The organism is Donghicola tyrosinivorans (assembly GCF_003003355.1).
GTDB classification, from domain to species: Bacteria; Pseudomonadota; Alphaproteobacteria; order Rhodobacterales; family Rhodobacteraceae; genus Donghicola; species Donghicola tyrosinivorans.
On record NZ_PVTQ01000008.1, the window covers coordinates 22,653 to 44,947 of the forward strand.

The window sequence follows — 22,295 nt, forward strand, 5'->3', positions numbered from 1 at the left end:
TCAGTGGCTCACTTTCGGGAAGAGGCCCGTGGGCCGGATCACCAGCACCAGAAGAAAGGCCAGATGGCCCGCAAGGATCTGGACGCCCGCATCGATCTGCGCACCGATGGTCTGCGCCACCCCAAGGATGATGCCGCCCAAAAGCGTGCCCCAGATGTTGCCAAGACCGCCGATGATCACGGCCTCGAACGCGAACAGCAGACGCGCGGGGCCAGCGGCGGGATCAAAGTTGGTTTTCATCGCCAGCCAGATGCCCGCGATCCCCACCACCAAGGACGCCAGCCCCGTGGCCAGCGCAAAGGTATGCGCATTGCGCCCCCCCATCAGTGGCACGATCTCTGGATCGTCCGAGGTGGCCCGCAGCATCCGCCCCAAAGGCGTGCGGTAGAAGATGAACTGCAACATGGCGATCACGCCCAATGCGGTCAGGAACATCAGGGCAGGCAACAGGCCGATTGCCAGCTTGTCGGCCACTTGCAGACTGGTGGTTTCCAGCCAGCCGGTCTGAAGTTTCTGGCTGTCGGCTGAATACAACTCAAGCAGGCCGTTCTGGATGATGATCGACATGCCGAAGGTCACCAGAATGGGCGGCAGGATATCTTTGCCAAGCACACGGTTCAGCAGCACCCGCTGGTTCAGGTAGCCCGCGCAGGCCACCAGCAGCAGCACCATCGCCACCCCAATCGCGGGATGCAGGCCCCAGCTGACGATGAAGGTCACGATCAGATACGCGCCCACCACGATGAAATCCCCGTGGGCGATGTTCACAAAGCGCATAACGCCGAACATCAGGCTCAGGCCAGCGGCGAACAGCGCGTATAGCCCGCCAAGCATCACCCCTTGGATGACCGAGTTGATCCAGACCATCAGGCGGCCTCCCCTATTCCGAAATATGCGTTGGCGATTTGCTCGCGGCTGAGGCTGTCCGGCGTTCCGGTCAGGGAAACGCGCCCCTCCATAAAGCAGTAGATGCGGTCGGCCACGGCCAGCGCCTGGCCCACGTCCTGTTCGACCACCAGAATGGCGGTACCCCGTTCGCGGATCAGCGGCACGGCCTCATAGATGTCTTTGATGACCTTTGGCGCAAGGCCAAGGCTGATCTCATCGCACAGCAGCAGCGTGGGGTTCGACATCAGCGCGCGGCCAATGGCCACCATCTGTTGCTGCCCGCCCGATAGCGCCGTGCCGGGGTTGTTCTTCTTTGCCTTGAGGTCTGGGAACAGGCTGTAGACCTCGGCCAGCGACCACGGGCCTTTGCGTTTGCCCGCGGCGCCGATCAGCAGGTTTTCCTCAACGCTTAAGGACCGGAACAGGCGGCGGCCTTCGGGCACCATCGCAAGGCCGCGCTTGTGGATCTGGTCGGCAGCCATGCCCGCGATGGGCTGATCGCAGAACCGGATATCCTGCCCGCGCGTTGAATGCAGACCCGTCAGGCTACGCAGAAAGGTGGATTTCCCCGCCCCGTTCGAGCCGATAATCGCCACGGTCTCGCCCGCCTCGACGGTCATATCGATCCCGAACAGGGCTTGAAAATCGCCGTAGTGGGCGGTCAGGCCCGATACCTCAAGCAGCTTGGTCATCAACCGAGATCCCCATGTAGATTTCCTGAACCATCGGATCGGCCATCACTGCACGAGGGGCACCCTCGGCGACGATCTTGCCGAAATCGATGACGATCAGCCGGTCCACCACCGCCAGCAGCGCGTGGACGATGTGTTCAATCCAGATGATCGAAACACCGCTGGCGTGGATGGCCTGAATGGTCTCGACCAGCGCATGACATTCGGCCTCTGTCAGACCGCCTGCGATTTCATCCAGCAGCAGCAGTTCAGGGCCGGTGGCCAAGGCGCGGGACAATTCCAGCCGCTTGCGTTCCAGCAAGGTCAGACTGCCTGCAGGGCGGTTCGCCTTTGGCAAAAGGCCGGTGCGTTCCAGAATGTCATGGCAGGCTTCACGCGCATCATGGTGCCCTGCCCCGCCGAAGGACGAGGCGACCAGCAGGTTTTCAAACACCGTCATGCCCACGAAAGGGTGAGGGATCTGAAACGACCGCGCGATCCCCGCGCGGCAGCGGGCCGAGGCAGGCTGCGCCGTCACATCCTGACCCTTGAACATCACCATGCCGGAAGACGGCGCCAAGGCCCCGCCGATCAGGTTGAACAGGGTCGATTTCCCAGCCCCATTGGGGCCGATGATCCCAAGCGCCTGCCCCTTGGGCAGATCAAAGGTCACGTTGTCGGAAACGGTCAGGGCGCCGAAGGATTTGTTCACGCCCGTTAGCCGAAGAAGAGGCTCCATCCTCTCTCCTTTCTGAAATAAGGGCCGGAGCGCATATGGGACGCTCCGGCAGGCTCCGCTTAGGCGATGGGCTTCATCTCACCCGTGGTGGGGATCGCCGGCGTGTGGGAATTGGTGACAATCTGTAGCTCCGGCTCCCCGCCGTTCAGCTGCCACTGCCCACCGGCAAGCGGAGTTTTCGAAACGCTTGGCACGGGGCCGGTCTGGAAGTTCACAGGGCCAAAGACCGTATTCAGATCGGTGCCTCGGATCGCCTCTGCGATGCTTTCGGGGCTATCCAGATCCTGACTGCGGCGCAGACTGTCGATGACCACTTCGAACAGGGAATGCTTGGCCCCCAACGGCATGGTCCACGGCTTGCCGGTCGCCGCCGTATAGGCATCGGCCAGCGCCTCGCAGCTTTGGCCAGAGAAGCTGGACGCATAGGGGAAAAACTTGTGCCACCAGACCTCAACCGACAGACCATCGGCGCGATTGCCCAAGGCCGCCATCGCCTGCGGGAATTCGCTGGCCTTTGCCACGTTAACCACCTTGGGGGCAAAGCCCTGCTGCGCGGCTTGCGTCCAGAAGGTGGTGAAATCCGGCGGGATCATCACGCCCGAGACAATCTCGACCCCCGCATCCTTGAAGGCGCTGATCTGTGCGCTGAAATCGTCCGTCATGTTCTGGTAGCGACCCGGATCAACCAGCGTATAGCCCGCCTGCTGCATCACAGGGGGAAAGCCAAGCTCCGGATGGCTCCACCCGTTGCCGTCGGGATCGTTGGGCCACATGGCACCGACGATCTTGTTGGTGCCGATCGCGTCCCAGTGGGACATGAACACCTGAATGATGTCCTCAAGCCCCCAGAAAAAGTGGTTGGTGTATTCGAACCCAACGCTCGGATCGCCCTGACGGCCAAAGAAATGCGGCTGCCACGGGGTATCATTGGTTACGCAAGGCACGCCGTTCAGTTCCGCCTGATCCGCCACGGGGTTGGTCGTATCAGGGGTCGAGGAGGCGGCAATGATGTCCACCTCATCCTCAAAGATCAGCTCTTGCGCGGCGGATGAGGCACGGTTCGAGTTTGACTGACTGTCCTTGACGATGAACTCAATGGGATGTTTCGCGCCGTTGATTTCCAGCCCATCTTTCAGGGCCTCGCGGAACTGGCCAAGGACGAAATCATCAGGCTCAGCAAAGATCGCCAGCGGGCCGGTCTTGGGCGTGACAAAGCCGATCTTGATGGGCCGCGTCTTTGCATATGCGGGCAGCGGAAAATTCGAAGTTGCGCCAAGCACGCCAGCGGCGGCGGCGCCTTTCAAAAGGCGTCGTCTGGAAATCATGGTGTCCTCCCTCAGCGCACGGCCCCTCTTGTTGCCCGCGACTTTGCTCCATCAAAGTCGGGCGGCGGGCTGTGCTGTTTGCATTGTACCAATATACGGTACACTATACCAAAATGCAGGCGGATAGGATTCGTGTCAATAGGTTTGCTGACGCCGCATGATTTGATGTGCGACACGGCCAGCCGTTGAAGAAGACCGCGCATCAAGGTAGCAGTGCTAAAGCGGCCCAGGCCTTTGCCCAGGTCCGAACCAAGGAGCAGACACGTGGCTGATGACAAACCCCGCGCAAGCGACGGGCAATCCATCTCAAAGGCGATCGCGGTTTTGCGGGCGATTGCGGACAATCAGGGCTGCTCATTGGGGGACATCGCCAAGGCGACGGGCATGGCTCGATCCACGGTGCAGCGCATGGTCTCGGCCCTGAACAACGAAGGGTTTGTGACCAAGAACGCCGGTCACCAGGGGGTCTTTCTGGGGATGGAGCTGGCCCGCCTCGGGGCCAAGGTCAACCTGAACGCCCGCGCGCTGTTGATGCCCCTGATGGAAGAATTGCACGCCCAGATCGGGGACAACATCGACCTGACCGCGATGGAAGACGGGCGAGTGATTGTGATCGAGCAGATCGCCTCGAACGAGGATATCCGCGTTATTTCCTTTGTCGGGCGCGAACATCCGGTCCATTGCACCGCCAATGGCAAGGCCCATCTGTCGCAATTATCCCATGAAACAGCACTGGCCCTGCTGCAAGATCGCGGCATGCCCGCGTTGACCGGCCATTCCATCACCGACCCTGCCCGCCTGATGGCGCAGGTCGAGGCATTTGCCGAGTTTGGCCTCTTCATCGACCGCGAAGAATACGGCGTTGATGCCTGTGCGATGGCTACCACCCTGCCCGAGATTGGCGGGCGCAAGCTGGCGATTTCCATCGCCATGCCCACCGCCCGATTCAAGCGGCGGGAAGAGGACCTGAAGGCCGCGCTGTTGAATTTTCGGCGCGAAGTTCAGGCGCGCTTCGGCACCTCGATCTAAAAATTTCTCAGCCTCAAAGCTTTGAAAACGCAGGCGCCTTGGGCCGTGCGCCGGTTCTGTGTGCAGCCATCGTGCATCAGGCCGCTTGACAGCTTGGCCTGTTCAAATCATTTTTCGATACACTGTACCGAATAGCGGTACGACTCAAGTCCGTTGAGGAGCGGACCTTTTCCACACATCCGGGAGGACCCGACATGCTATTGTTCGCCAAAATCCTGCTGACGATCTCGTCGCTTGGCTACAGCCTTATTCCCTTTGCCTTCGATTCCAACAAAACCCATTGGTTCAACCCCAGCTGGACCCCGCACGCCCGCTTTCACTGCGTCTGGCAGGTGATGTCCTACGTCTACATCGGCGTGCTGGCCCTGTTCCTGATCTGGACCGCAGGCACCAACGCGTGGCCGATCTGGATCGCCGCCCTGCTGAGCGTTTGCGCCTACGGGGGCTTTTGGACCGCCGTTCTGATGCGCCCGATCTACGGCGGCGCGCTGGTGGATGAGGTCAACGGCGTACCCCCGTTCAAGCTGCCCGTTTTCGGCGTGTGCGATGCCAACGTCACCCTCTTCACCACCGCTGTCATCATCCTGATGACCGGCTGCGCCCTGCTTGGCAGCGCCGCTTTCGTGGTCGAGGAACTGACTCAGGCCGCGCTTTAACCCTCTGATATCATAAGGAACCTGCTATGCTTTCCGACGAACAGCGTCAGGCGGCGGCTGATAGCCTGCTGACCGCCGAGCAGACCCGCATCACCGTGCCCCAGCTCTCGAAAACCTACCCCGCGATGCAGATCGAGGACGCCTATGACGTGCAGCGCCGTTGGGCCGCAGGGCGTCTGGCCAAAGGGGCAAAGATTGTGGGCCGCAAGATCGGCCTGACCAGCCGCGCCATGCAGATGGCCAGCAAAATGACCGAGCCCGACTACGGCGTCATTCTGGACGATGCCCTGTTCAAGGACGGCGCCCGCATTCCCGCAGGCACCTTTATCAAACCGCGCCTTGAGACCGAGCTGGCCTTTGTTATGGGCGAAGACCTGCAAGGGGGCGGCTGCCAGATGCATGACGTGATGCGGGCGACCGAATTCGTCACCCCTGCGCTGGAGATCATCGACTATCGCACCGAAGTGCCGCGTCAAATCGTGGACACCATCGCGGATAACGCGGCCTTCGGCGCGATTGTCATGGGGGGCCGCATTTTCCGGCCCTTCGACATCGATGTGCGCTGGGTGGGTGCGACACTGGCCAAGAACGGCGTGATCGAGGAATCTGGCGTCTCGGCCGCGATCATGGGGCATCCAGCGGCGGGCATTGCGTGGTTGGTGAACAAGCTGGCGCCGCTGGGGGATGGCTTGAAGAAGGGCGATATCGTGCTGGGTGGCTCGTTCACGCGGCCTGTCGATATTGCCTCTGGGGATGTCATCTTTGCAGATTACGGCCCGCTTGGGTCTATCGGCGTCAGCTTCGAATAACAGGAGGGCGGCTTTGGCAGACCCATACAAAAATGCCTTCAAGGCCGCCCTGAAAGAGGGGCGGCTGCAACGGGGAATCTGGTGCACCCTGCGCGACAGCTTGGCGGCAGAGATGATGGCCGACTGCGGTTTCGATTGGATGATGTTCGACACCGAGCATTCGCCGATGGACCCGATCTCGGTCCTGCCACTGTTGCAGGCAGTCGCGCCCTATCCGGTCTCGCCCATTGTGCGGCCCGGATCGCTGCACGCGGCAGAGATCAAAAAGCTGTTGGATTTGGGGGCGCAGACCTTGCTGATCCCCTATGTGCAGAACGCCGATGAGGCCGCGCAGGCGGTGGCCGCTGTGGAATACGCGCCCGCAGGCATTCGCGGGGTGTCCGGCGTCACGCGGGCAACGCGGTTCGGCAAAGTGGCGGGCTATCACAAGCAGGCCCGCGCTGAGATTTGCCTGATCGTGCAGGTCGAAACCCTTGAGGCGCTGGACCAGATCGAGGCCATCGCAGCCGTGGACGGGATTGATGCCATCTTCATCGGCCCTGCCGATCTGGCCGCCAGCATGGGCCACGTGGGCGAACCATCGCACCCCGACGTGACAAAGGCGCTACTGGACGGCATCCGCCGCATCACAGCGGCGGGCAAACCGGCGGGGGCGCTAACCACATCGCCGCAGGTCTATGACGCGGCGATTGAAGCGGGGGCGGTCTTCATGTCCAAACATGTGGATATGGTTGCCCTGCGCAACGGGCTGATGAGTTAAGGAAAAGGGCGGCCTATGGTGCCGCCCTGTTTCACTTGCGCAACTCAATCCGCCGCGTGTCGTCACTGCGCAGCACTTGTGGCCACGGCGCGGGCAGATCGTTGGCGTAGAACGGCTGGATAAACCAGTCAGGCCCCAGCCCATCATAGTGGATCGCAACGCTCAGGCTTTGCAGATCAGCCTGAACAGGCGCTTGGGCGGTGATCTGGATGTGTCCAAGCCCCTCGGCCAAAGTATCCAGTGGATCGTGGCGTATCCCGCCTCCTTCCAGCGTCAGGGGCGCACCGTTTAACGTCACCTCAAGGTTCGCCAAAACAGTGTCCCGAAAGACCGCCGCTTCGGCGGGGTCAAAGTTGCCGTTGCCGTCCAGATCCAGCACCTCGCGCGTTGTCGCGCCATCGGTGGCAGCGGGGACGATCAGCACGGCTATTTCCACCCAATCCGAACCGACAGACAGGTGAACCTGCTGATCCACGCTGCTGTGCGGATGGGCCATTGCCGCCCCTGCCCAAAGGGCAAGGGCGCAGGTCACAGGAGCCTTCATTTGGCGGCAATCCACGCAGCGCCGTAGTCATTCTGCGGATCGCGGTACATGTTGTGCGCGTGATCGGTGTTGTCGCCGTCCTGATCCTGCGGCGCATATTCCATCACCACCGAAGGCCCCGTCACACGGAAATAAGCCGCGCCAAGGGTGCCCTCTGGCCCCCACCAGCCGAAATAGGTGTCATTCAGTTCGGCGCGCACGACCGTCATCTTGGCGGCAAAATCGTCTGCGTTGATGAACCCCAGCCGCGCGGCGATCACATCCAGCAAAAGCTGACGCTGCCCCGCGTTCAGATCAGCGCCCCGAATGCCTTCCGGTGCGACTTGGCTGCCGAAGGCTCCCGGCCCCAACAGAAGATTGATCGGGCGGCTGCCTCGGATCGCCTGCTGTTTCTGCGCCGCATCCAGACTGTCCATCAGCGCCTGCGCAGCGGCGGTCTCAGCTTCGGTGATGTAAACGTCCTGATCTTCGAAATTGATCCGCAGCGGCTCGCCCCCTGTCAGCATGGGCGAAAAGCTGAGGTCCGGCCCGACAATCGTCAAGTTAATCGCCAGATGGTGGCCCCCGAATTGCAACATCCACGGAGCATCCGTCGCGGGGGTGCCAAGGAACGAGACATAGTAATAGGGTGATCCAAAGTTCGGCCCGCCAAACCCGTTGTCCAGCGCGTCCTCAGCCGCCAATTGCAGGGCGATGTTGCGATAACCTTCATCGCTCATGACGGTCTTTAGCAGAGCCTCTAGCGCGGCCAGTTGCGGCGCGGTCATATCGCCCCGCATCACGCCTTTGCGCACCACCGGCCCGTCAGGAAAGTTGGACCAGTTCGCGCGCTGGGTGTTGTCGGCAAAGTCAAACACCGCAGCCGCCCGCTGTTCATCGCTAAGAGTGGCCAGAAAAGCCTGCGCCGCATCGGTGATCGCCAATGTCTGCGCATCGGCCGAGGGGACAGGAATATCGTCCAGCACAGTGGTCGCAACTGGCGGAGTTTGCAGCCCACCTTGTGCAGAGATTTCAGATAGGGTGAACCACCCAAGACAAGCAGGGGCGGCGACGCCCGCGAGGGCGTATTTGTGATACGTCAAAGCCATTTTCTTTCCTGTTCGCGCAAGTGATACGCAGCGGGCAGGAAATCCCGTCGAAAAAACTTGAAAGCCGCCCATGCCAAGCACCCCAAGACCGCGGGTTTTGCTTGGCGGCGCACGCGCAACGCAGTAGATCTGTTACCGGTAACAGCGCCACGGCGCTTTTCAGGAAAGTGAGACCCCGAATGTTCATCCGTTGCGCGTTCTTCAAAGGCAAAATCAAAGCCGGACAGGAAGAAGCCTTTCACGCCCATTGGCAGGAAAACCTTGTCCCCCTCTGGAGCGCCTTTCCCCATCTGCTAGAACTGCGCGTCCTGCGCGAGGTTGAAAGCGACGATCCCGAAAGCCCCTTCCCGCTGGTCATGGCGATGAAATTCGCCAGCCGCGCGGATATCGAGGCGGCATTAGCCTCGGACACCCGTTGGGCCAGCAAGGAAACCTCGAAAAAACTGTTCGAGATGTTCGACGGCCACGTCATCCACACCGTCTTTGCCGCCGATCAGTTCGATCCCATCAGCGGCTAAAATAAACCCCGCACCCTGATGAAAGGGCGCGGGGGTGATCTGTCTGCGCGATGGCGCTTATCTGTATTCGCCAAGCATGATATCGAGCGTCACCGTCCCCACATCGCCGTTATAGTACTCGTCGAGCAGCAGATAATCGAAACTGTCTACAATCTTCTGCCCCGCTATCAAATCACCTATGCCATCCACTCCGGCTGTTTCATAGGTGAAGCTGCCATCCTCATATAGCGTAACAACGCCGCCCTTATCGGTGGAGAATGTCGCGGAATTAGAAGTGTCCGTGAGCAAGGTAGTAATGTTTTTATCCGGATCTGCATCAAAGACTGCCATGGGCACCGCAATCAACTCGTCACCGGACATGTGCGGGGTGTCATTGGTCAGAAGGCCAAAGTGTTGGGGAATATTCCAATCGAGACCGACATAGTGATATACGGGATAGCTGTCATCTGTCGCATCTGGATTGTCATCGACCCCGTCAAGTTTCAGCGTAATCGTTCCGGTTGACGACTGTCCTGCCTGGTTCTCGACTGTGAAATCAAAGGTGTCGGTGAAGCTTTCCCCGGCGTTCAGCAGCGCGGTTTCCTTGGTGTAGGGCGCATAGTAGCTGAATGAGCTGTTTTCGGCGACAAAGACCGTGCCACCTTTGTCAGTTCTGATGCTGGAACTACCTTCGGTAGCGAAATCCATGGTCAGAACATCTGTCGCGGCCCCCTTCTGAACGTGATCGAACAGGGTGTCGTCATTGCCGGAATTCAGTCGCATACCTGTGCGGGGCGACGTGTCTTCGACATCTTCATAGGTGTAGTCATTGGAAATCGGCGCGATGGTCTCGGCTGCCCCCGCGACAAGAATGCCAATCTCGGCCGTGGCCGTATCCTTGTCACTTTCCTCAATGGTGTATTGGAAAGAGTCGGTCAGGAACTGGCCTTCTTCCAACGCTTCAATCACCGATGAGGACGTTGGATCATACACAAAGCTGCCATCGGCGTTCAGGCTAAGGGTGGCCCCCGTGGTGGCCGAGGTCAGTACCTGCGGTTTTGCGGCGATGGTATGCCCTGCGTTGCCATCTGTCGTGTCATTTGCCAGCACGCCAGAGGCGGCATCCACCGTCAGCACGACACCCTCTGAGGCGCTATAGCTATCGGGCGAGGCGGTCGGCAGATCGGCAACGCCAGTGACCTCAATCCTCACTGTCGCGGTGTCCGTCTGCGAATTCTGATCAATGACAGTATAGCTAAAGGTGTCTTGCACCTTTTCACCTTCTGCCAACTCATCCAGAGCTTGCGAGGTTGTCTGATCATAGATGAACCAGCCATCGTTTCTAAAGACAACTGTCGCGCCATAGGCCGTTGTCACCGTTCCCGGGACCAACGACAAGGTGTCGCCAACGGTTCCCGGAATGTCATTATCGAGAAGTCGGTCGCTGCCCAACGCAACGTCAGTTTCCAGCACTGCGAAATGTAAATCATCAACCGCAGTGGGCAGCTCATATCGGCCAGAGACGTTGACAAAGGCGGTGCCGAAGGCCGTATCTCCATCAGGCTCTTCTACGGTGTAGGAAAAGCGATCTACCTCAACTTGGCCTTCGTTCAACCCCTGCAAAGCCGCAGAGCCTGTGGGATCATAGGTAAAGCTGCCATCAGCGTTCATAGTAACCCGCGCGCCCAAGGCAGAGAACCCAGTGATCGCCTGAACCGTCAGCGACGGTGTACCAATGGTCGAGGTGTCATTGGACAAAAGGCCCGGAACTACGGAGACGGTCAGAACTTCATCTTCGGAAATCGTATAATAATCGTCAGCGGCCACCGGCACATCGTCGATGCCGTTGACGGTGATCCGGCCAACGGCCTCATCGGTGCCGCCGAATACATCGGTGATCCGGTAGCGGAAGGTCACCTCAGCGCTCTGCCCGCTGGACAGACCCGTAAACGCGGTACTGCTGTCAAAGGTGTAATTGCCCGTGTTCGCATCCATCACCAGCGTACCTTGCGCGGGGCCCCAGATCACCTCGACCTTGTCCACCAGATGGGCGTTCACATCATTCGACAGAACCGAGCCCAAGACCGTCACGGGCGCATCTTCCTGCACGGTGACGTGATCATTCACTGCCTCGACCAGCGTCGGCAACACAGAGTTGTCCACCATGACCTGCAGGTTCTCGAAGCCGCGCACTTTCAGATTGGTGGTGGCCAGCCTGAAGACCGTATTGTCATGCTCGCCTGTGACGGGGTCGGTGTGGTCGGCCATCGCCTCGGCCAGCGCCAGAATGTCAGCCTTGATATCGGCCCGTGCCCATTCGGCTGCGGTCAGTTTGATCCGCAGGTAATCCACCCCGCGACCGCCGTTATAGATGTTGTGGAACCCGACGTTCTCGCCCCAGTCGAAGACCCCCAGATCGTCGCCTGCGCCACCGAACACGCGGTCATTGCCACGGCCCCCGTCCAGCACATCGCCGCCCGCGCCACCCTTCAGGGTATCGCGCCCCTCACCGCCGTGCAGCATGTCGTTGCCCGACCCGCCATTCAGCGAGTCATGCCCGACGCCCCCGTCCAGATAATCACGGCCAGAGCCGCCGACCAGCTTGTCCTGACCAAAGCCGCCATAGATGGTGTCATCGCCCGCACCGCCGTAAAGGCGATCGTTGTCGTAGATGATTTTGCGCAGGTATTCCTCAAGCGTCATGGTCCGGTAGTCTTCTGGGCCCACGTCCTCGCTACCGATCAACAGGTCATTGCCAGCGCCGCCACCCATCACGTCGCTGCCCGCACCGCCAAGTAGGGTGTCATTCCCGTTTCCGCCCGCCAGAGTATCCCAACCCCCGACGCCCCAGAGAATGTCATCACCCTCATAGCCCGACATCTTATCCTTCCAGCCGTAGCCGTGGATATTGTCGCTCTCGACCGTGCCTTTTGTGTATCTTAATTTCGTCGTCATAAAAATAAGCCTTTATAATTAGCGCGAATGGAACACGCTTGATCCTCTAATTTGCGTTAGAGAGGGTAGGCACGCTTCCTTGCAGGGAATTTCTTTTTTCAACCTGCGTACGCGGCCCTGAGCCGAAATTTTTCAGGGCCTTATTATATAGGCTAACTTGCCGGATTCCTCACTCTAGGTAACATGATGGGAACGTCTGGCGCGATGGGTCAATCTTAAAATATACTTATGCGGGTAATGAAAAACGCACCTAAACAAGAGGCGTATACCCCCTGCGAAGGGGACGCCTTTGGAAATCGCAATACCTTATGCAGCGAATAAAACTTGGAAAATGGCGTAACCCTGAAACGGGGCCCTCCCGATATAATTGCAGAACTTAATACGGCCATCAGACAACAAGGCACGATTGCCGGTTATTCACCCTGCAAATATTTCTCTTTCACAACAATGTGTTGACCCGCATCAAAGACTCGGGCGGCTTTGGAGAGTTTCATTCCTATGTCATGGGAACAGTCCCCAAGCCCCGCGGAACGTCCCGTATGATCCGGAGATTTTAGCAATGCATATTCATACCAATCCCAGCACCAACCTAATAACCGTCTCGCCCGAGGGCGCGATCTCGGCCGAGGATATCGCGGAACTGAAACAGGCGGCGAATGACTATATCAACGCCAACGACCGTGTTCCAAACCTGCTGATCCACGCCAAATCCTTTCCCGGATGGAAGGATTTCTCGGCCATGACGCGCCACATCCAGTTCGTGCGCAACCACCAGAAGATGATCTCGAAGGTGGCGCTTGTGGGGGATGGCGTCCTGCTGAACCTGTTGCCGCCGCTGGCGGATGTCTTCGTCTCGGCACGCCTGCGGCATTTCCCGGAAAAGGCACTGGATCAAGCCAAAGCATGGCTGACCTCCCATGAGACCAGCAAGGGCGGGTTCAAACTGCTCAGCGGCTTTCCCAACGACGTGATCGCTCTGGATGTTGTGGGCACGATCTCGTCCGAGGTCTACCGCGACATGCTGGTACCTCTGGTCTCGGAAAAGCTGAAACGCCATGACAAGCTAAAGACCCTTGTGCGGATCGGGCCCGATTTCGAAGGCTACACCGCTGGCGCGGTCTGGGATGATGCGCGGCTGGGGCTTGGGCATCTGACGACCTTCACCAAGGTGGCGCTGGTCACGGACGTCGACTGGCTGCGCCACAGCACCAAATTCTTTGGTCACCTGACCCCCGCCCAAGTCATGGTCTTTGACATGGACGACATGCCCGACGCCGCGGCCTGGATCCGCACGTAACGGTGATTTGCGCTGGCGTCCTGCATGAAAATATTCCTATAGTCGCATGTATTCTTGGAGGGGTCTGACGATGGGATATCTACGCGCGGGACGTTTTGCGGCGCTGCTGGGGCTTGGGCTGATTGCTGGCTCCGGTGCCATCGCGCAGATGCACGGAAACGGGCATGGCCACGGCATGATGCATGGTCAGGATGGCCAGCACGATGAGACGAACATGCCCGGCCTGCGCGGTGAAAACGCGACCGAGGCTGAAAGCGCCGAACTGGCGGTAATGTTCAACAACTTCCAGACCCTTTCCCGTGAGGTCAAGAACCTGCCCAACGGCATCCGCACCGTCACCCGCTCTAGCGATCCTGCGGTGATGGAGGCGCTGGTCAGCCATGTGGTCGGCATGATCGGACGGGTCGAGGCCAAGGATGACCCCAAAATCTTCATCCAGAGCCCGACGCTGGATATCTTCTTTGACCGCGCCGAAGAGATCGACAGCACCATCGACGTGACCGACGAAGGCATCGTGGTTACCCAGACCTCGGACGATCCCGAACTGGTCGAGGCGATGCATGTCCACGCCGCAGAGGTCTCGGCCATGGCCGAGCGCGGAATGCAGGCGGTCCATGAAATGATGATGTCCCGCTAAACGCACTATCCAATTGCCAGCACAGGCGATTTGCGCGCCTTCGCGTCACTTCCATTTCCACTCGATCCCGTAGGGTTCGATGCCCATTGGCCTGCGTGGCACCGATTGGCAAGACAGCACCGCGCCGATCAAGGCCGCGGAATAAGCCACCGGAAATCGCCCAAGCCATTGTGATCTGAGAAAAATAAAGGCGACGCACTAGGGAGGAGGAGAAGTGCGTCGCCTGAATATCAAAGATGCCGGTCAGGGAGGAGGAGGACCGCATCTCTGGGGGCTATATGGCGCGTGAAGCTTGCGCTAACAACTGACGATGCCGCAAAGCCGCTATGCGCCTACCGAAAGGCTACAGCAGATGTCAGGTTCAGGGCCGGTGAGTGCCGCCAGTCAGCCGCGAAGCCTAATATCCCAAATGTAAGGGGCTGCGCAGGTCATAACCGATTTTGATCAGGTTATCGAAAACGTCAGAGGTCTTCATCGGGCGGCCATGTAGAAAGCCCTGCTGCTCTACCGAGCTCATATGATGGATCATCCGCCCTTGTGCAGGGGTTTCAATCCCCTCGGCAATGGTCTTGATCCCCAGTTTCCCCGCCATGATCGCGGTCGAGCGGACAACTTCCAGCGTTTTATTGTCCGACACGACCCGCTGGACCAGTGATTTGTCCAGCTTGATAACATCGATGGGCAGCTCGGCCAAACGGTTCAGGTTGCTGGCCTGAATCCCGAAGTCATCGAGCGCGATCAATATCCCCTCCCGCCGCAAATCTTGCAGATTGCGGATTACGCTGCCCATATCCACGCGCTCGGTCAGGGCCTTTTCTGACAGTTCGATCACGAAGATCCGACCCGGAACATCGCGAATACTGCTGAACTGATCAAGCAGGATCCGACTAGCCCCAGCAGTATTAAGTTCCTCAACGTGATGGTTGAAGCTGATGTAGCGGTCGTCAAAGTAGGTCAGATCACGCACCGTCCGCAGCCGTAGGTCCAGCATGAGTTCGCGGAACTCGGGATTTTTGACGGCCTCATAAAGCCGAGACGAAAATGTACTGGGCGAGATCGTCGTGCCGTCGGCGCGTTCCCAGCGGATCAGCGCCTCGAACCCGCTGATGTTGTTGCGCTTTGTGTTCATGATGGGCTGGACAGCGTAATACATCTCTTTGTTGACCAGCGCGTCATAGATATCCCGTTCGGTGACGAAACGGCCTTCTTCCTCGCATTTCCTGATGTAGGCAGGGGTCGCCAAAGTCACCTTGTCGCGCCCCGACCGCTTGGAATCCACCAAGGCAACATCAGCTTGGGCCAAGGCATCCGACAGGCTGTCATCCGACTTGAAAGCAGACACACCGATGCTGGCGGAACGAGACAGGCTGCCATCTTCGGTTTCAAGTTCCAAGGCGGCGATGGACGCTCTTATCTTTTCCGCATAGCTGCTGATTTCATCCCAGTCGCTCATCGGACGGATGATCACGAATTCCTCGCCCCCGAGCCGCCCTGCGACGCCGTGATCGTCCACCAGATCGGACAGCACCCCGCCGCAAGAGGCCAGCAGCCGGTCGCCGACATCGTGACCATAGCCGTCATTCACCGATTTGAACTGGTCCAGATCGATCAGAAACAAAGCCTGGTCCTCTTTCCCGCGCGTCTCGCAGTGATGGTTGATGCCGCGGCGGGACAGAACGCCAGTCAGATCATCTACCATCAGCTGCTTTTCCAGCCCCGCGCGGGTCTTTTCGATGACGGTCACATCCACATAGTTCAGAACGATAAAGCGTTCGTTCTTGTCGGCCGTGATGGTCACCAGACTGAATTCAACCTGATAGCGCCGCCCGTTCTGGTGATCCTGCTTGGGCAGCACCAAGCTTTGGGTGCCCGCTTCAAGCGCGTTCAGGATGCGTTTCAGGTTCAACTTGGCAACGCTGACGTAGTTGGGCCGGAAAACCTTTTCCAAACATTTGCCTTGCAGCGTTTCAGCCTTGTCCGAAGTCAGAACCGCCCCGTCCAGCCCCATATAGGCACTGTTCATATAGGCCAGTTCGATCTCCGGACCCAAACGCCACACCGCTGCGGGAACCGACTGATTGTCAAACAGCGCAGTCAGTTCGTTTTGCCGCTTGCGCATCAGCTCCTCGGTCAGGACAGTCTCTGTGATATCGTTCCACGATGACAGCCACAGCACCTCTTCATCGGCCTCAATGCAGCCGACAGAGAAAATAAAATGCCGCGTCTCACCATTCGGGCAAGTGATACTGGCTTTATGGTTGCCCACCGCCTTCAAAGCCGGAACCGAGTCATCTGGCTGGTCAACTATGACCTCGAACCTCTCGGGGTCGGCGTCGCTGACACGGGATTTACTGCCCACACACAGCTCTAGCCCCAGAAAATCGAATAGCTCTGTGGCAGGCTTGTTGAATTCCAGCACCCTCAGATCTGGGTCGCGGATGATGACGCCCGCATTGGTATGCTCCAGATAAGCGCGGGACAGGTGACGGGTCCGCTGTAGTTGCTGGTTCACACGCGCCAGATCGTCATTCGCATCGGACATCTGCCGCCGCTGCTGGTTGATCGTTGTGCGCGTCCACTCAGCCAACAGCACCATGTTGCCGTAGCCAATCAAATATAGCACCAGATGCACCGGCTGGATGTCCGGCGACTGCAATGGAGAAGCCGCCAGCAGGATAAAACCCACCACCGCCATCGCGCGGGCTTTGGACCGCCTTAGGCAACCATAGCCAAAGGACATCCCCATGACCTGCGCCAGCCCCGCCATAAGGCCCCAATCCGCGAACGCGAAATACACCAGCACAAGCGCGCCAAACAGTGACGCCTCCAGCAACAATTGCCGCGCCGCGCCGAACGACTGGGGGACCGAGAACAAAAGGCTGAAGAAACTGGCCAGAACCAGCCCGAAGGTTTGCGGCGTCAATCCGTTCGTCTGAACATCAATCACAACGCAAACAAGAGGCACTGCAGTGAAATACAGCAGGAATAGCCGACTGATCCCGACAAGGTTCTGAACAAGCATCAAGGGTTGCGGCAAAGGTGCTCTCTTTTGCGTCAGCGGATTTCCCACCCGCCACTGGGCCCCGAGTGTTTGTCAGGGCCTACTGAAAGGGAAACAGATCGCACATGAAACGCACATGGGCCGGGCATCATCGACGCATGGCCCGAAAGCAGGGTCAGATCTTGCGGAACGCCACCGAGATGGTTTTCTTGCCGCTTTGCTTATCCGCCGAAACCGTAGCCTGACAGCTTTCGTCCCCGCTGCCAAGCAGCAGCGTTGTCGTCTCGCCGCCCCACTGCTTGGGGCCGAACAGCATGTTTGTCAGCTCGCCCACGTCGACGTTCCAACGCAATTCGCTGAACTTCAGCCCGTCCAGCGAGCCGGACTTGTTCGAGATCGCCACGCCGCTGCTCTGACCGAACATCAACTCTCCGTCTTCGGACATCACCAGAACATCCCCATGCACCACCGCCCGCAAGGCGGTCAGGGTCTGCTGCGCTGTGTTCAGGATCGCGGACTTGGCCAGCACTTCATCGTTCACAGTCAGCAGTTCTTCGTTGGTGGACTGCAATTCTTCGTTGGTGGTCTGAAGCTCTTCGTTCGAGCTCTGCAACTCTTCGTTCGAACTTTGCAGTTCTTCGTTGGCCAGTTGCAGGGCCTCGTTGGCCTGTTCCAGCTCTTGCACCGCGTTGTGCAGAGCCTCTTTCAGATAGATGATCTCATGGTGGGCATCGGTCAGGCCGGTGGCGCTGTCATCCGCGTGGCCTTCGATAAAGACGATGGCCACTGTGATCCCCAGATTATTCCGCGGAACCGAGAATGCCTGCGTGTAGAACCGGCGCACTTCGCCGGTTTCCGCGTCCGGCATCTCGATCGGGACGATGTTCATACGAAGATGCTGTTTGGACACCGAAGACACGCTGGCCTTCATGGCATCGGCAATCTCGGGCTCGAAGAAATCCTCGATCGTGCCGCCCACCAAGCCGGTGCGCAGCTGGAAGATGTGCCGCAGCTTTTCCGAGATATAGGCAAGCCGGCGCCGGTCCGTGACCCCGATGAATGACTTCTGAAACAGCACGTTCAGCATGTTCAGCGTCGGGTCCGACAGGCTGGTCACAGCCTTGGAAGGCTGCTTGCGCACAGCTGTTGTTGTAGAGTTGCTGCTGAAATTCGGGATCGTCATTGAAAGGCCGGAATAGTAATTCGCACTCATGGAACGGGAAAAGACCTTGCCGCGCAGATCAAGGGTGTCAAAGCCGTTCTCATCCCCCAAGGCCTCGGCCTGTCCCAGGAACAACAGCCCGAGCGCGGTTCAGCGAATAGCGGAAGATGCGACTGAAGGTTTCCTGACTGGTGGCATTGTAATAAATCAGCAGGTTCCGGCACGAAATCAGGTCAATCCGTGAAAACGGCGCATCCGTGCCAAGCCCGTGCTTGGAAAAGGTCACCATATCCCGAATGATGTCTTTCACATGATAGATACCGTCGCGATAGGTAAAATACCGGTTCACAGTCTGCGACGGAATCCCCGAGATTTCGCGCACGTCGTACTCGGCTTTACGGGCCTCGGCCAATGCTTTTTCGTCCAGATCGGCGCCGAAGATCTGCACACCGATTTTAAAGCTATTCGCCTCAATCAGGTCACTGGCCAGTATCGCCAGACTGTAGGCCTCTTGCCCAGAACTACAGCCCACACACCAGATGCGGTATGTGCTGCCCGGTTCCATTTGCTGAAGATAGACCAGCATGTGCTTACGCAGGACATCAAAGGCTTGGTAGTCGCGAAAGAACTCGGTCACAGGCACCAGCAGTTCTTGCTGTAGCACATGCGCCTCGGTCTCATGTGTGCCGAGGAATTCGTAGTAATCTTCAAATTTCGTGACGCCCAAGGCGGACATGCGGCGTTTAACCCGCCGCTCCATCGTCGAGCGCTTGTAGTCCGAAAAATCGATGCCGGTTTCCTGAAGAACGATATCGGTGATGGACCGCAAAATCTGGGTATCTTTGAAATCGCGCCCTGAACTGGCCTCTTTCAGGGCCATCACATCGCCACCATTCAGCAATTCGCCAAAGCGGTCGGCGGTCACGACCAGATCATATTGGTTCTTGTGGATCGCCGCGAAGGGCATGCCGTTATAGCGTGCGCTTTCGGGGTCCTGAACCACCACCGTGACGCCCGCCTTACGCAATTCGCCCAAATATTCAGACCCGTCCGAGCCGGTCCCCGAAAACACCGCCGCCACATATTGCGGCGCATCCGGATGGTTTGTGGCCTCATTGGCGATCGAATGAAACAGGCGGTTGATACTGGGTTTCGGGCCGACTTTCTCGCTGGGTTTGATTAGCCGGATGATACCGTTCTCAAGGATCACATCGGAATCGGGCGGCGTGATATAGATGGTGCCGCGCTCGGGCTCGACATCCTGTTCCAGCGTATGCACCGACAACGACGTCTGACGAGAGATCAGCTGGGTCAGCACCGAACTGTTATGAGGGGCAAGGGTTGCGCCACCACCACCGAGATCGGGGCACTGGATGTCAAAGCCGCGACAAATTCCGACAAGGCCTCAAGCCCACCGGCTGAGCCTCCAATGGCCACGATAATTTCCGGCTTTTGCATAACGATCCCGTCTTGGGCCGCGGCCAAACCCAACGCGCGGCGAAATTTTCTTTTTCAGAATACTTCAACGATACAAGACAATATTTGCACGTTTCACAACATTTGTACCACCCTGTTTGTCATAAGAAATCATAGATCATCTTTGCAAAAAGCGGCTGGTCTTTCATTCTTGCAATATCGCATTACCCGATTTTTCAAGTTCGGCTTGAAGATGCGTCAGCAGGATTTTCATGTCCTTGCCCTTGCCAAAGACCGGCACCTCGGGATGCCCTTTGGCCAGTTCCGGCGTGCGGGTGAACAGCATGACCGGCAGGCTTGCCGTGACCGTTTGCGCCGCCGCCAGCACATCGTAACCGCTCATGTGATCTCTCAGATCCAGATCCGAGATCACCGCCCGAAGCGCCGTCCCCCGTATCACGGTCAGCGCCTCTTGGGGCGTCAAAGCGATCAGAGTGGGATAGCCAAGGGCCTTCAACTCGCGCGTTACCAACCAAGCTGAGGTATGGCTGTCGTCCACCACCAGAATTGGCGCTGCACTATCACCCGTTTCCTCGGCATCATGATCAGGGTCTGCCAGTGCGGCGGGCAATTCCAGCACAACTCTGGCGCCACCTTCGGGGCGGTTGGACAGGTCCATATAACCGCCCATATCCGCCGCGACCGAGCGGGCAATCGAAAGGCCCAAACCATAGCCCTCGCCCTTGATACGGCCCGGCTGCGCCCCAGCCAGAATGGCATCGGGAAAGCCCGGGCCGTTATCAACCAGACAGATTTTCCATCCCTGATGCCCGATGACAGTCTCACCAGGGACAACGGAAACACGGATTTCGCCTTGCACCTCCGGCACTTTGGACAGGGCATTGCGGGCATTCACCACCAGATTGATCAGGGCTGCCAGCAATGCATCGGGGTTGCCGCTAAGACAGGCGGTATCAGAGGCGGGCTCGATCACAATCGCCGTATCCCCCAGTGACAGACCACACGACATGCTGCGCAGGGTATCAAAGACCTTGGACAGAGGATAGGTGCTCATCTCTTCCTGACCGGCGGTTGCAAAGTCCAGAAGGCGCGTGGTCAGCTGATCACTGGCCGAAAGCGCCGCGTTGGCGTTCTCGATCAGCCCCTGCGCATCTTCCGACCCACCCCGCTTTGCCAATGCCATCAGAGTAAAGCGCATTGTGGCGTTGATGTTGCGCACATCATGGACGATGCCCCGCGCCATCTGCCCCAGGACCAGCACGTTCCGGTTCTGCTCTTTCAGGGTATCGGCCACCACTTTTTCAGTGACGTCGGACACCTCGATCACGCCTTTTCGGTCCTCCAGATCGTTGGAACGGGGCATTCCCAGAATACGCAGATAGCGCTGGGACCCGTCAGGCAAGGTGTAAAGCCCCACCTCATTGTCGACCGACATGCCCAGAAAAGCCCGAAACAAAGGATCTTCGGACCGCACCGAGGGAAAGCTGTGCATCAATCGGGTGATCAGCGGCTCTGACCCCGGCTCAAGGATATCACCGAAAAGCTTGCGGGCGTTCTTGTTCGAAGCCTCGATCTCGCCGTCTGTGTCCAGACGCAGGATGGCGGCGTTCATGCCTTCGACCGTTTCGGCGGACAGGCGGATCGCTTCGGTATTGGCGCGGTTGCGCTGGACGATCAGCAAGGCATAGGCGTAAAGCCCCAGCGCCGTCACGATGATCCCGAACAGCAGCAAGGCGCTAAGGCCGTAAAGCCGCGTCTTTCGCTGGTCCAGTTCTGCAGCGTGCTGGATCGTGGCCACCTGACTTTGGTGAACGATGTCCAACAACGCCTCGATCGCGTTGTCATCACTGACCCGCACCAGCGGGTCGATCTCAAGCGGACCCGTCAGCTGCGTCTGCGCCAGAAATTCCGCCTTGTCCTCATATTCCTGAACGGTCGAAAGCAGCGCCCCTATCTGAAGACCCAAGTCGGGACAGTAGGTCAAAAGCTGCTGACTGCTGCGCCGGATCGCAAGAGCGTTTTGCTGGAAAGCCTCTAGATAGCTCTGCTTTTCCGCGGGGCGCAGGACGGCGTTCTTGAAGTTATGGATGAAACCGCCGAACCCAAGCTGGTTGTTCAACTCGATCAGCGCCTCATCGGCGGTCAGCAGGGTCTGGCGCAGAGCCGTTTCTTGCGGAAGGATGTCACGCACTTGCAGCGAAGTGACCGTCAGCCACACGACCGAGACCAGAATCCACAGGGCACCGGCAATCCAGACGATGCTCTTTCCGAGGAACTGGCTGAACGGCATCGGCTCTAGCTTCCGTAGGCGACCAGCAGTTGATTGATCACGTCGAACAGATCTTCGGGCGAGATGTCCTTTTTGATCTTAACGTCTGCCTTGCTCAGGCCGATCTCCATCAGAGGGGTCTCAAAAAGAAAGTCGCGGCCGGTGCAGATCACTGTGGGCAGACGCGGGTAGATGTCCTTGATCCGGTGCAACAGGCTGACCCCGCCACCGCCGGGCATCACCACGTCCAAAATCGCCAGATCAACCGGCTCGGCCTCCAGAACCTTCAAAGCCTCTGCGGCGCTTTCCGCAAGCAGCACGCGATGCCCCCAGTCACCCAGAATGGCCGACAAGGCGACCGAATACATCGGATCGTCATCGCACCATAAAATACGGGCCATTCTTTGCAGTCTCCGGCTTTTGGGCCATCTACCTAAGATACAGGGCTGAGCAAACAACACCATATGACGCAACTGGTACGGTTTCCCTAGTCTATAGGGTAGGTTTCAGTGATATACTTTAGCAAGAGGT

Annotated in this window: 19 protein-coding genes and 1 pseudogene; 7 read left to right on the forward strand and 13 right to left on the reverse strand. The window is 58.6% G+C overall.

Annotated features, from left to right (window positions below):
• The 4 genes from CLV74_RS12355 to CLV74_RS12370 are packed head-to-tail and all read right to left on the reverse strand — an operon-like array spanning position 1 to position 3,623.
• Positions 1-867 (reverse strand): branched-chain amino acid ABC transporter permease, encoded by an 867-nt coding sequence (locus CLV74_RS12355; protein WP_106265193.1) that lies wholly within the window; start codon positions 865-867, stop codon positions 1-3.
• Positions 867-1,580 carry an ABC transporter ATP-binding protein gene (locus tag CLV74_RS12360; RefSeq protein WP_106265195.1) on the reverse strand — a complete coding sequence of 238 codons (714 nt, stop codon included), beginning with the start codon at positions 1,578-1,580 and terminating at the stop codon, positions 867-869. Before CLV74_RS12360 ends, CLV74_RS12355 begins: the two co-directional genes overlap by 1 nt.
• Positions 1,564-2,298 (reverse strand): ABC transporter ATP-binding protein, encoded by a 735-nt coding sequence (locus CLV74_RS12365; protein WP_106265197.1) that lies wholly within the window; start codon positions 2,296-2,298, stop codon positions 1,564-1,566. Before CLV74_RS12365 ends, CLV74_RS12360 begins: the two co-directional genes overlap by 17 nt.
• Positions 2,299-2,357: 59 nt before the next feature.
• The gene (locus CLV74_RS12370) at positions 2,358-3,623 is read right to left on the reverse strand and encodes an ABC transporter substrate-binding protein (protein ID WP_106265199.1); all 1,266 of its coding nucleotides are present in this window, start codon (positions 3,621-3,623) and stop codon (positions 2,358-2,360) included.
• 264 nt (positions 3,624-3,887) lie between these two features.
• On the opposite strand from CLV74_RS12370, the gene CLV74_RS12375 reads away from it, so the two are divergent.
• From CLV74_RS12375 to CLV74_RS12390, 4 genes are all read left to right on the forward strand, one after another.
• Complete coding sequence (locus CLV74_RS12375) at positions 3,888-4,652, forward strand: IclR family transcriptional regulator (protein WP_146134947.1); 765 nt, start codon at positions 3,888-3,890, stop codon at positions 4,650-4,652.
• Between the two features lie 194 nt (positions 4,653-4,846).
• Positions 4,847-5,308 (forward strand): hypothetical protein, encoded by a 462-nt coding sequence (locus CLV74_RS12380; RefSeq protein WP_106265205.1) that lies wholly within the window; start codon positions 4,847-4,849, stop codon positions 5,306-5,308.
• A gap of 26 nt (positions 5,309-5,334) precedes the next feature.
• On the forward strand, positions 5,335-6,117 hold the full coding sequence (hpaH, locus tag CLV74_RS12385) for a 2-oxo-hept-4-ene-1,7-dioate hydratase (RefSeq protein ID WP_106265208.1): 783 nt from the start codon (positions 5,335-5,337) through the stop codon (positions 6,115-6,117).
• A gap of 13 nt (positions 6,118-6,130) precedes the next feature.
• Positions 6,131-6,877: an HpcH/HpaI aldolase family protein gene (locus CLV74_RS12390; protein WP_245888539.1), complete on the forward strand. Its 747-nt coding sequence runs from the start codon at positions 6,131-6,133 to the stop codon at positions 6,875-6,877.
• Positions 6,878-6,908: 31 nt separating this feature from the next.
• Here the strand turns inward: CLV74_RS12390 and CLV74_RS12395 are convergent, their stop codons facing one another.
• Positions 6,909-7,421 carry a DUF1007 family protein gene (locus CLV74_RS12395; RefSeq protein ID WP_106265213.1) on the reverse strand — a complete coding sequence of 171 codons (513 nt, stop codon included), beginning with the start codon at positions 7,419-7,421 and terminating at the stop codon, positions 6,909-6,911.
• Positions 7,418-8,509 (reverse strand): DUF3500 domain-containing protein, encoded by a 1,092-nt coding sequence (locus CLV74_RS12400; RefSeq protein ID WP_170108038.1) that lies wholly within the window; start codon positions 8,507-8,509, stop codon positions 7,418-7,420. Before CLV74_RS12400 ends, CLV74_RS12395 begins: the two co-directional genes overlap by 4 nt.
• A 179-nt stretch (positions 8,510-8,688) precedes the next feature.
• On the opposite strand from CLV74_RS12400, the gene CLV74_RS12405 reads away from it, so the two are divergent.
• Positions 8,689-9,027, forward strand: coding sequence for an EthD family reductase (locus tag CLV74_RS12405; protein ID WP_106265217.1), 339 nt, complete (start codon positions 8,689-8,691; stop codon positions 9,025-9,027).
• A 57-nt stretch (positions 9,028-9,084) separates the two neighbouring features.
• On the opposite strand, the gene CLV74_RS12410 is transcribed toward CLV74_RS12405, so the two are convergent.
• Positions 9,085-11,961: an Ig-like domain-containing protein gene (locus CLV74_RS12410; RefSeq protein ID WP_146134948.1), complete on the reverse strand. Its 2,877-nt coding sequence runs from the start codon at positions 11,959-11,961 to the stop codon at positions 9,085-9,087.
• A gap of 559 nt (positions 11,962-12,520) precedes the next feature.
• Between CLV74_RS12410 and CLV74_RS12415 the strand changes: the two genes are divergently transcribed.
• Entirely contained in the window at positions 12,521-13,258 is a 738-nt protein-coding gene (locus tag CLV74_RS12415) for a SpoIIAA family protein (protein ID WP_106265220.1), read from the forward strand.
• 70 nt (positions 13,259-13,328) lie between these two features.
• Entirely contained in the window at positions 13,329-13,895 is a 567-nt protein-coding gene (locus CLV74_RS12420; protein ID WP_245888540.1) for a hypothetical protein, read from the forward strand.
• Positions 13,896-14,292: 397 nt separating this feature from the next.
• Here CLV74_RS12420 and CLV74_RS12425 read toward each other — a convergent pair whose 3' ends face one another.
• From CLV74_RS12425 to CLV74_RS12450, 6 genes and pseudogenes are all read right to left on the reverse strand, one after another.
• Entirely contained in the window at positions 14,293-16,932 is a 2,640-nt protein-coding gene (locus CLV74_RS12425; RefSeq protein WP_146134949.1) for a sensor domain-containing protein, read from the reverse strand.
• 139 nt (positions 16,933-17,071) lie between these two features.
• Complete coding sequence (locus CLV74_RS23385) at positions 17,072-18,193, reverse strand: coiled-coil domain-containing protein (RefSeq protein WP_211299042.1); 1,122 nt, start codon at positions 18,191-18,193, stop codon at positions 17,072-17,074.
• Positions 18,159-19,025 (reverse strand): CheR family methyltransferase, encoded by an 867-nt coding sequence (locus CLV74_RS12435; protein ID WP_425430979.1) that lies wholly within the window; start codon positions 19,023-19,025, stop codon positions 18,159-18,161. Before CLV74_RS12435 ends, CLV74_RS23385 begins: the two co-directional genes overlap by 35 nt.
• Positions 19,020-19,516 (reverse strand): annotated as a pseudogene (locus tag CLV74_RS23465) (chemotaxis protein CheB); the annotation flags it as partial. The pseudogene CLV74_RS23465 and the gene CLV74_RS12435, both read right to left, overlap by 6 nt.
• 163 nt (positions 19,517-19,679) lie before the next feature.
• Entirely contained in the window at positions 19,680-21,785 is a 2,106-nt protein-coding gene (locus tag CLV74_RS12445; protein ID WP_106265228.1) for a sensor histidine kinase, read from the reverse strand.
• Between the two features lie 5 nt (positions 21,786-21,790).
• Positions 21,791-22,165: a response regulator gene (locus CLV74_RS12450; RefSeq protein ID WP_170108039.1), complete on the reverse strand. Its 375-nt coding sequence runs from the start codon at positions 22,163-22,165 to the stop codon at positions 21,791-21,793.
• Positions 22,166-22,295 lie beyond the last annotated feature (130 nt).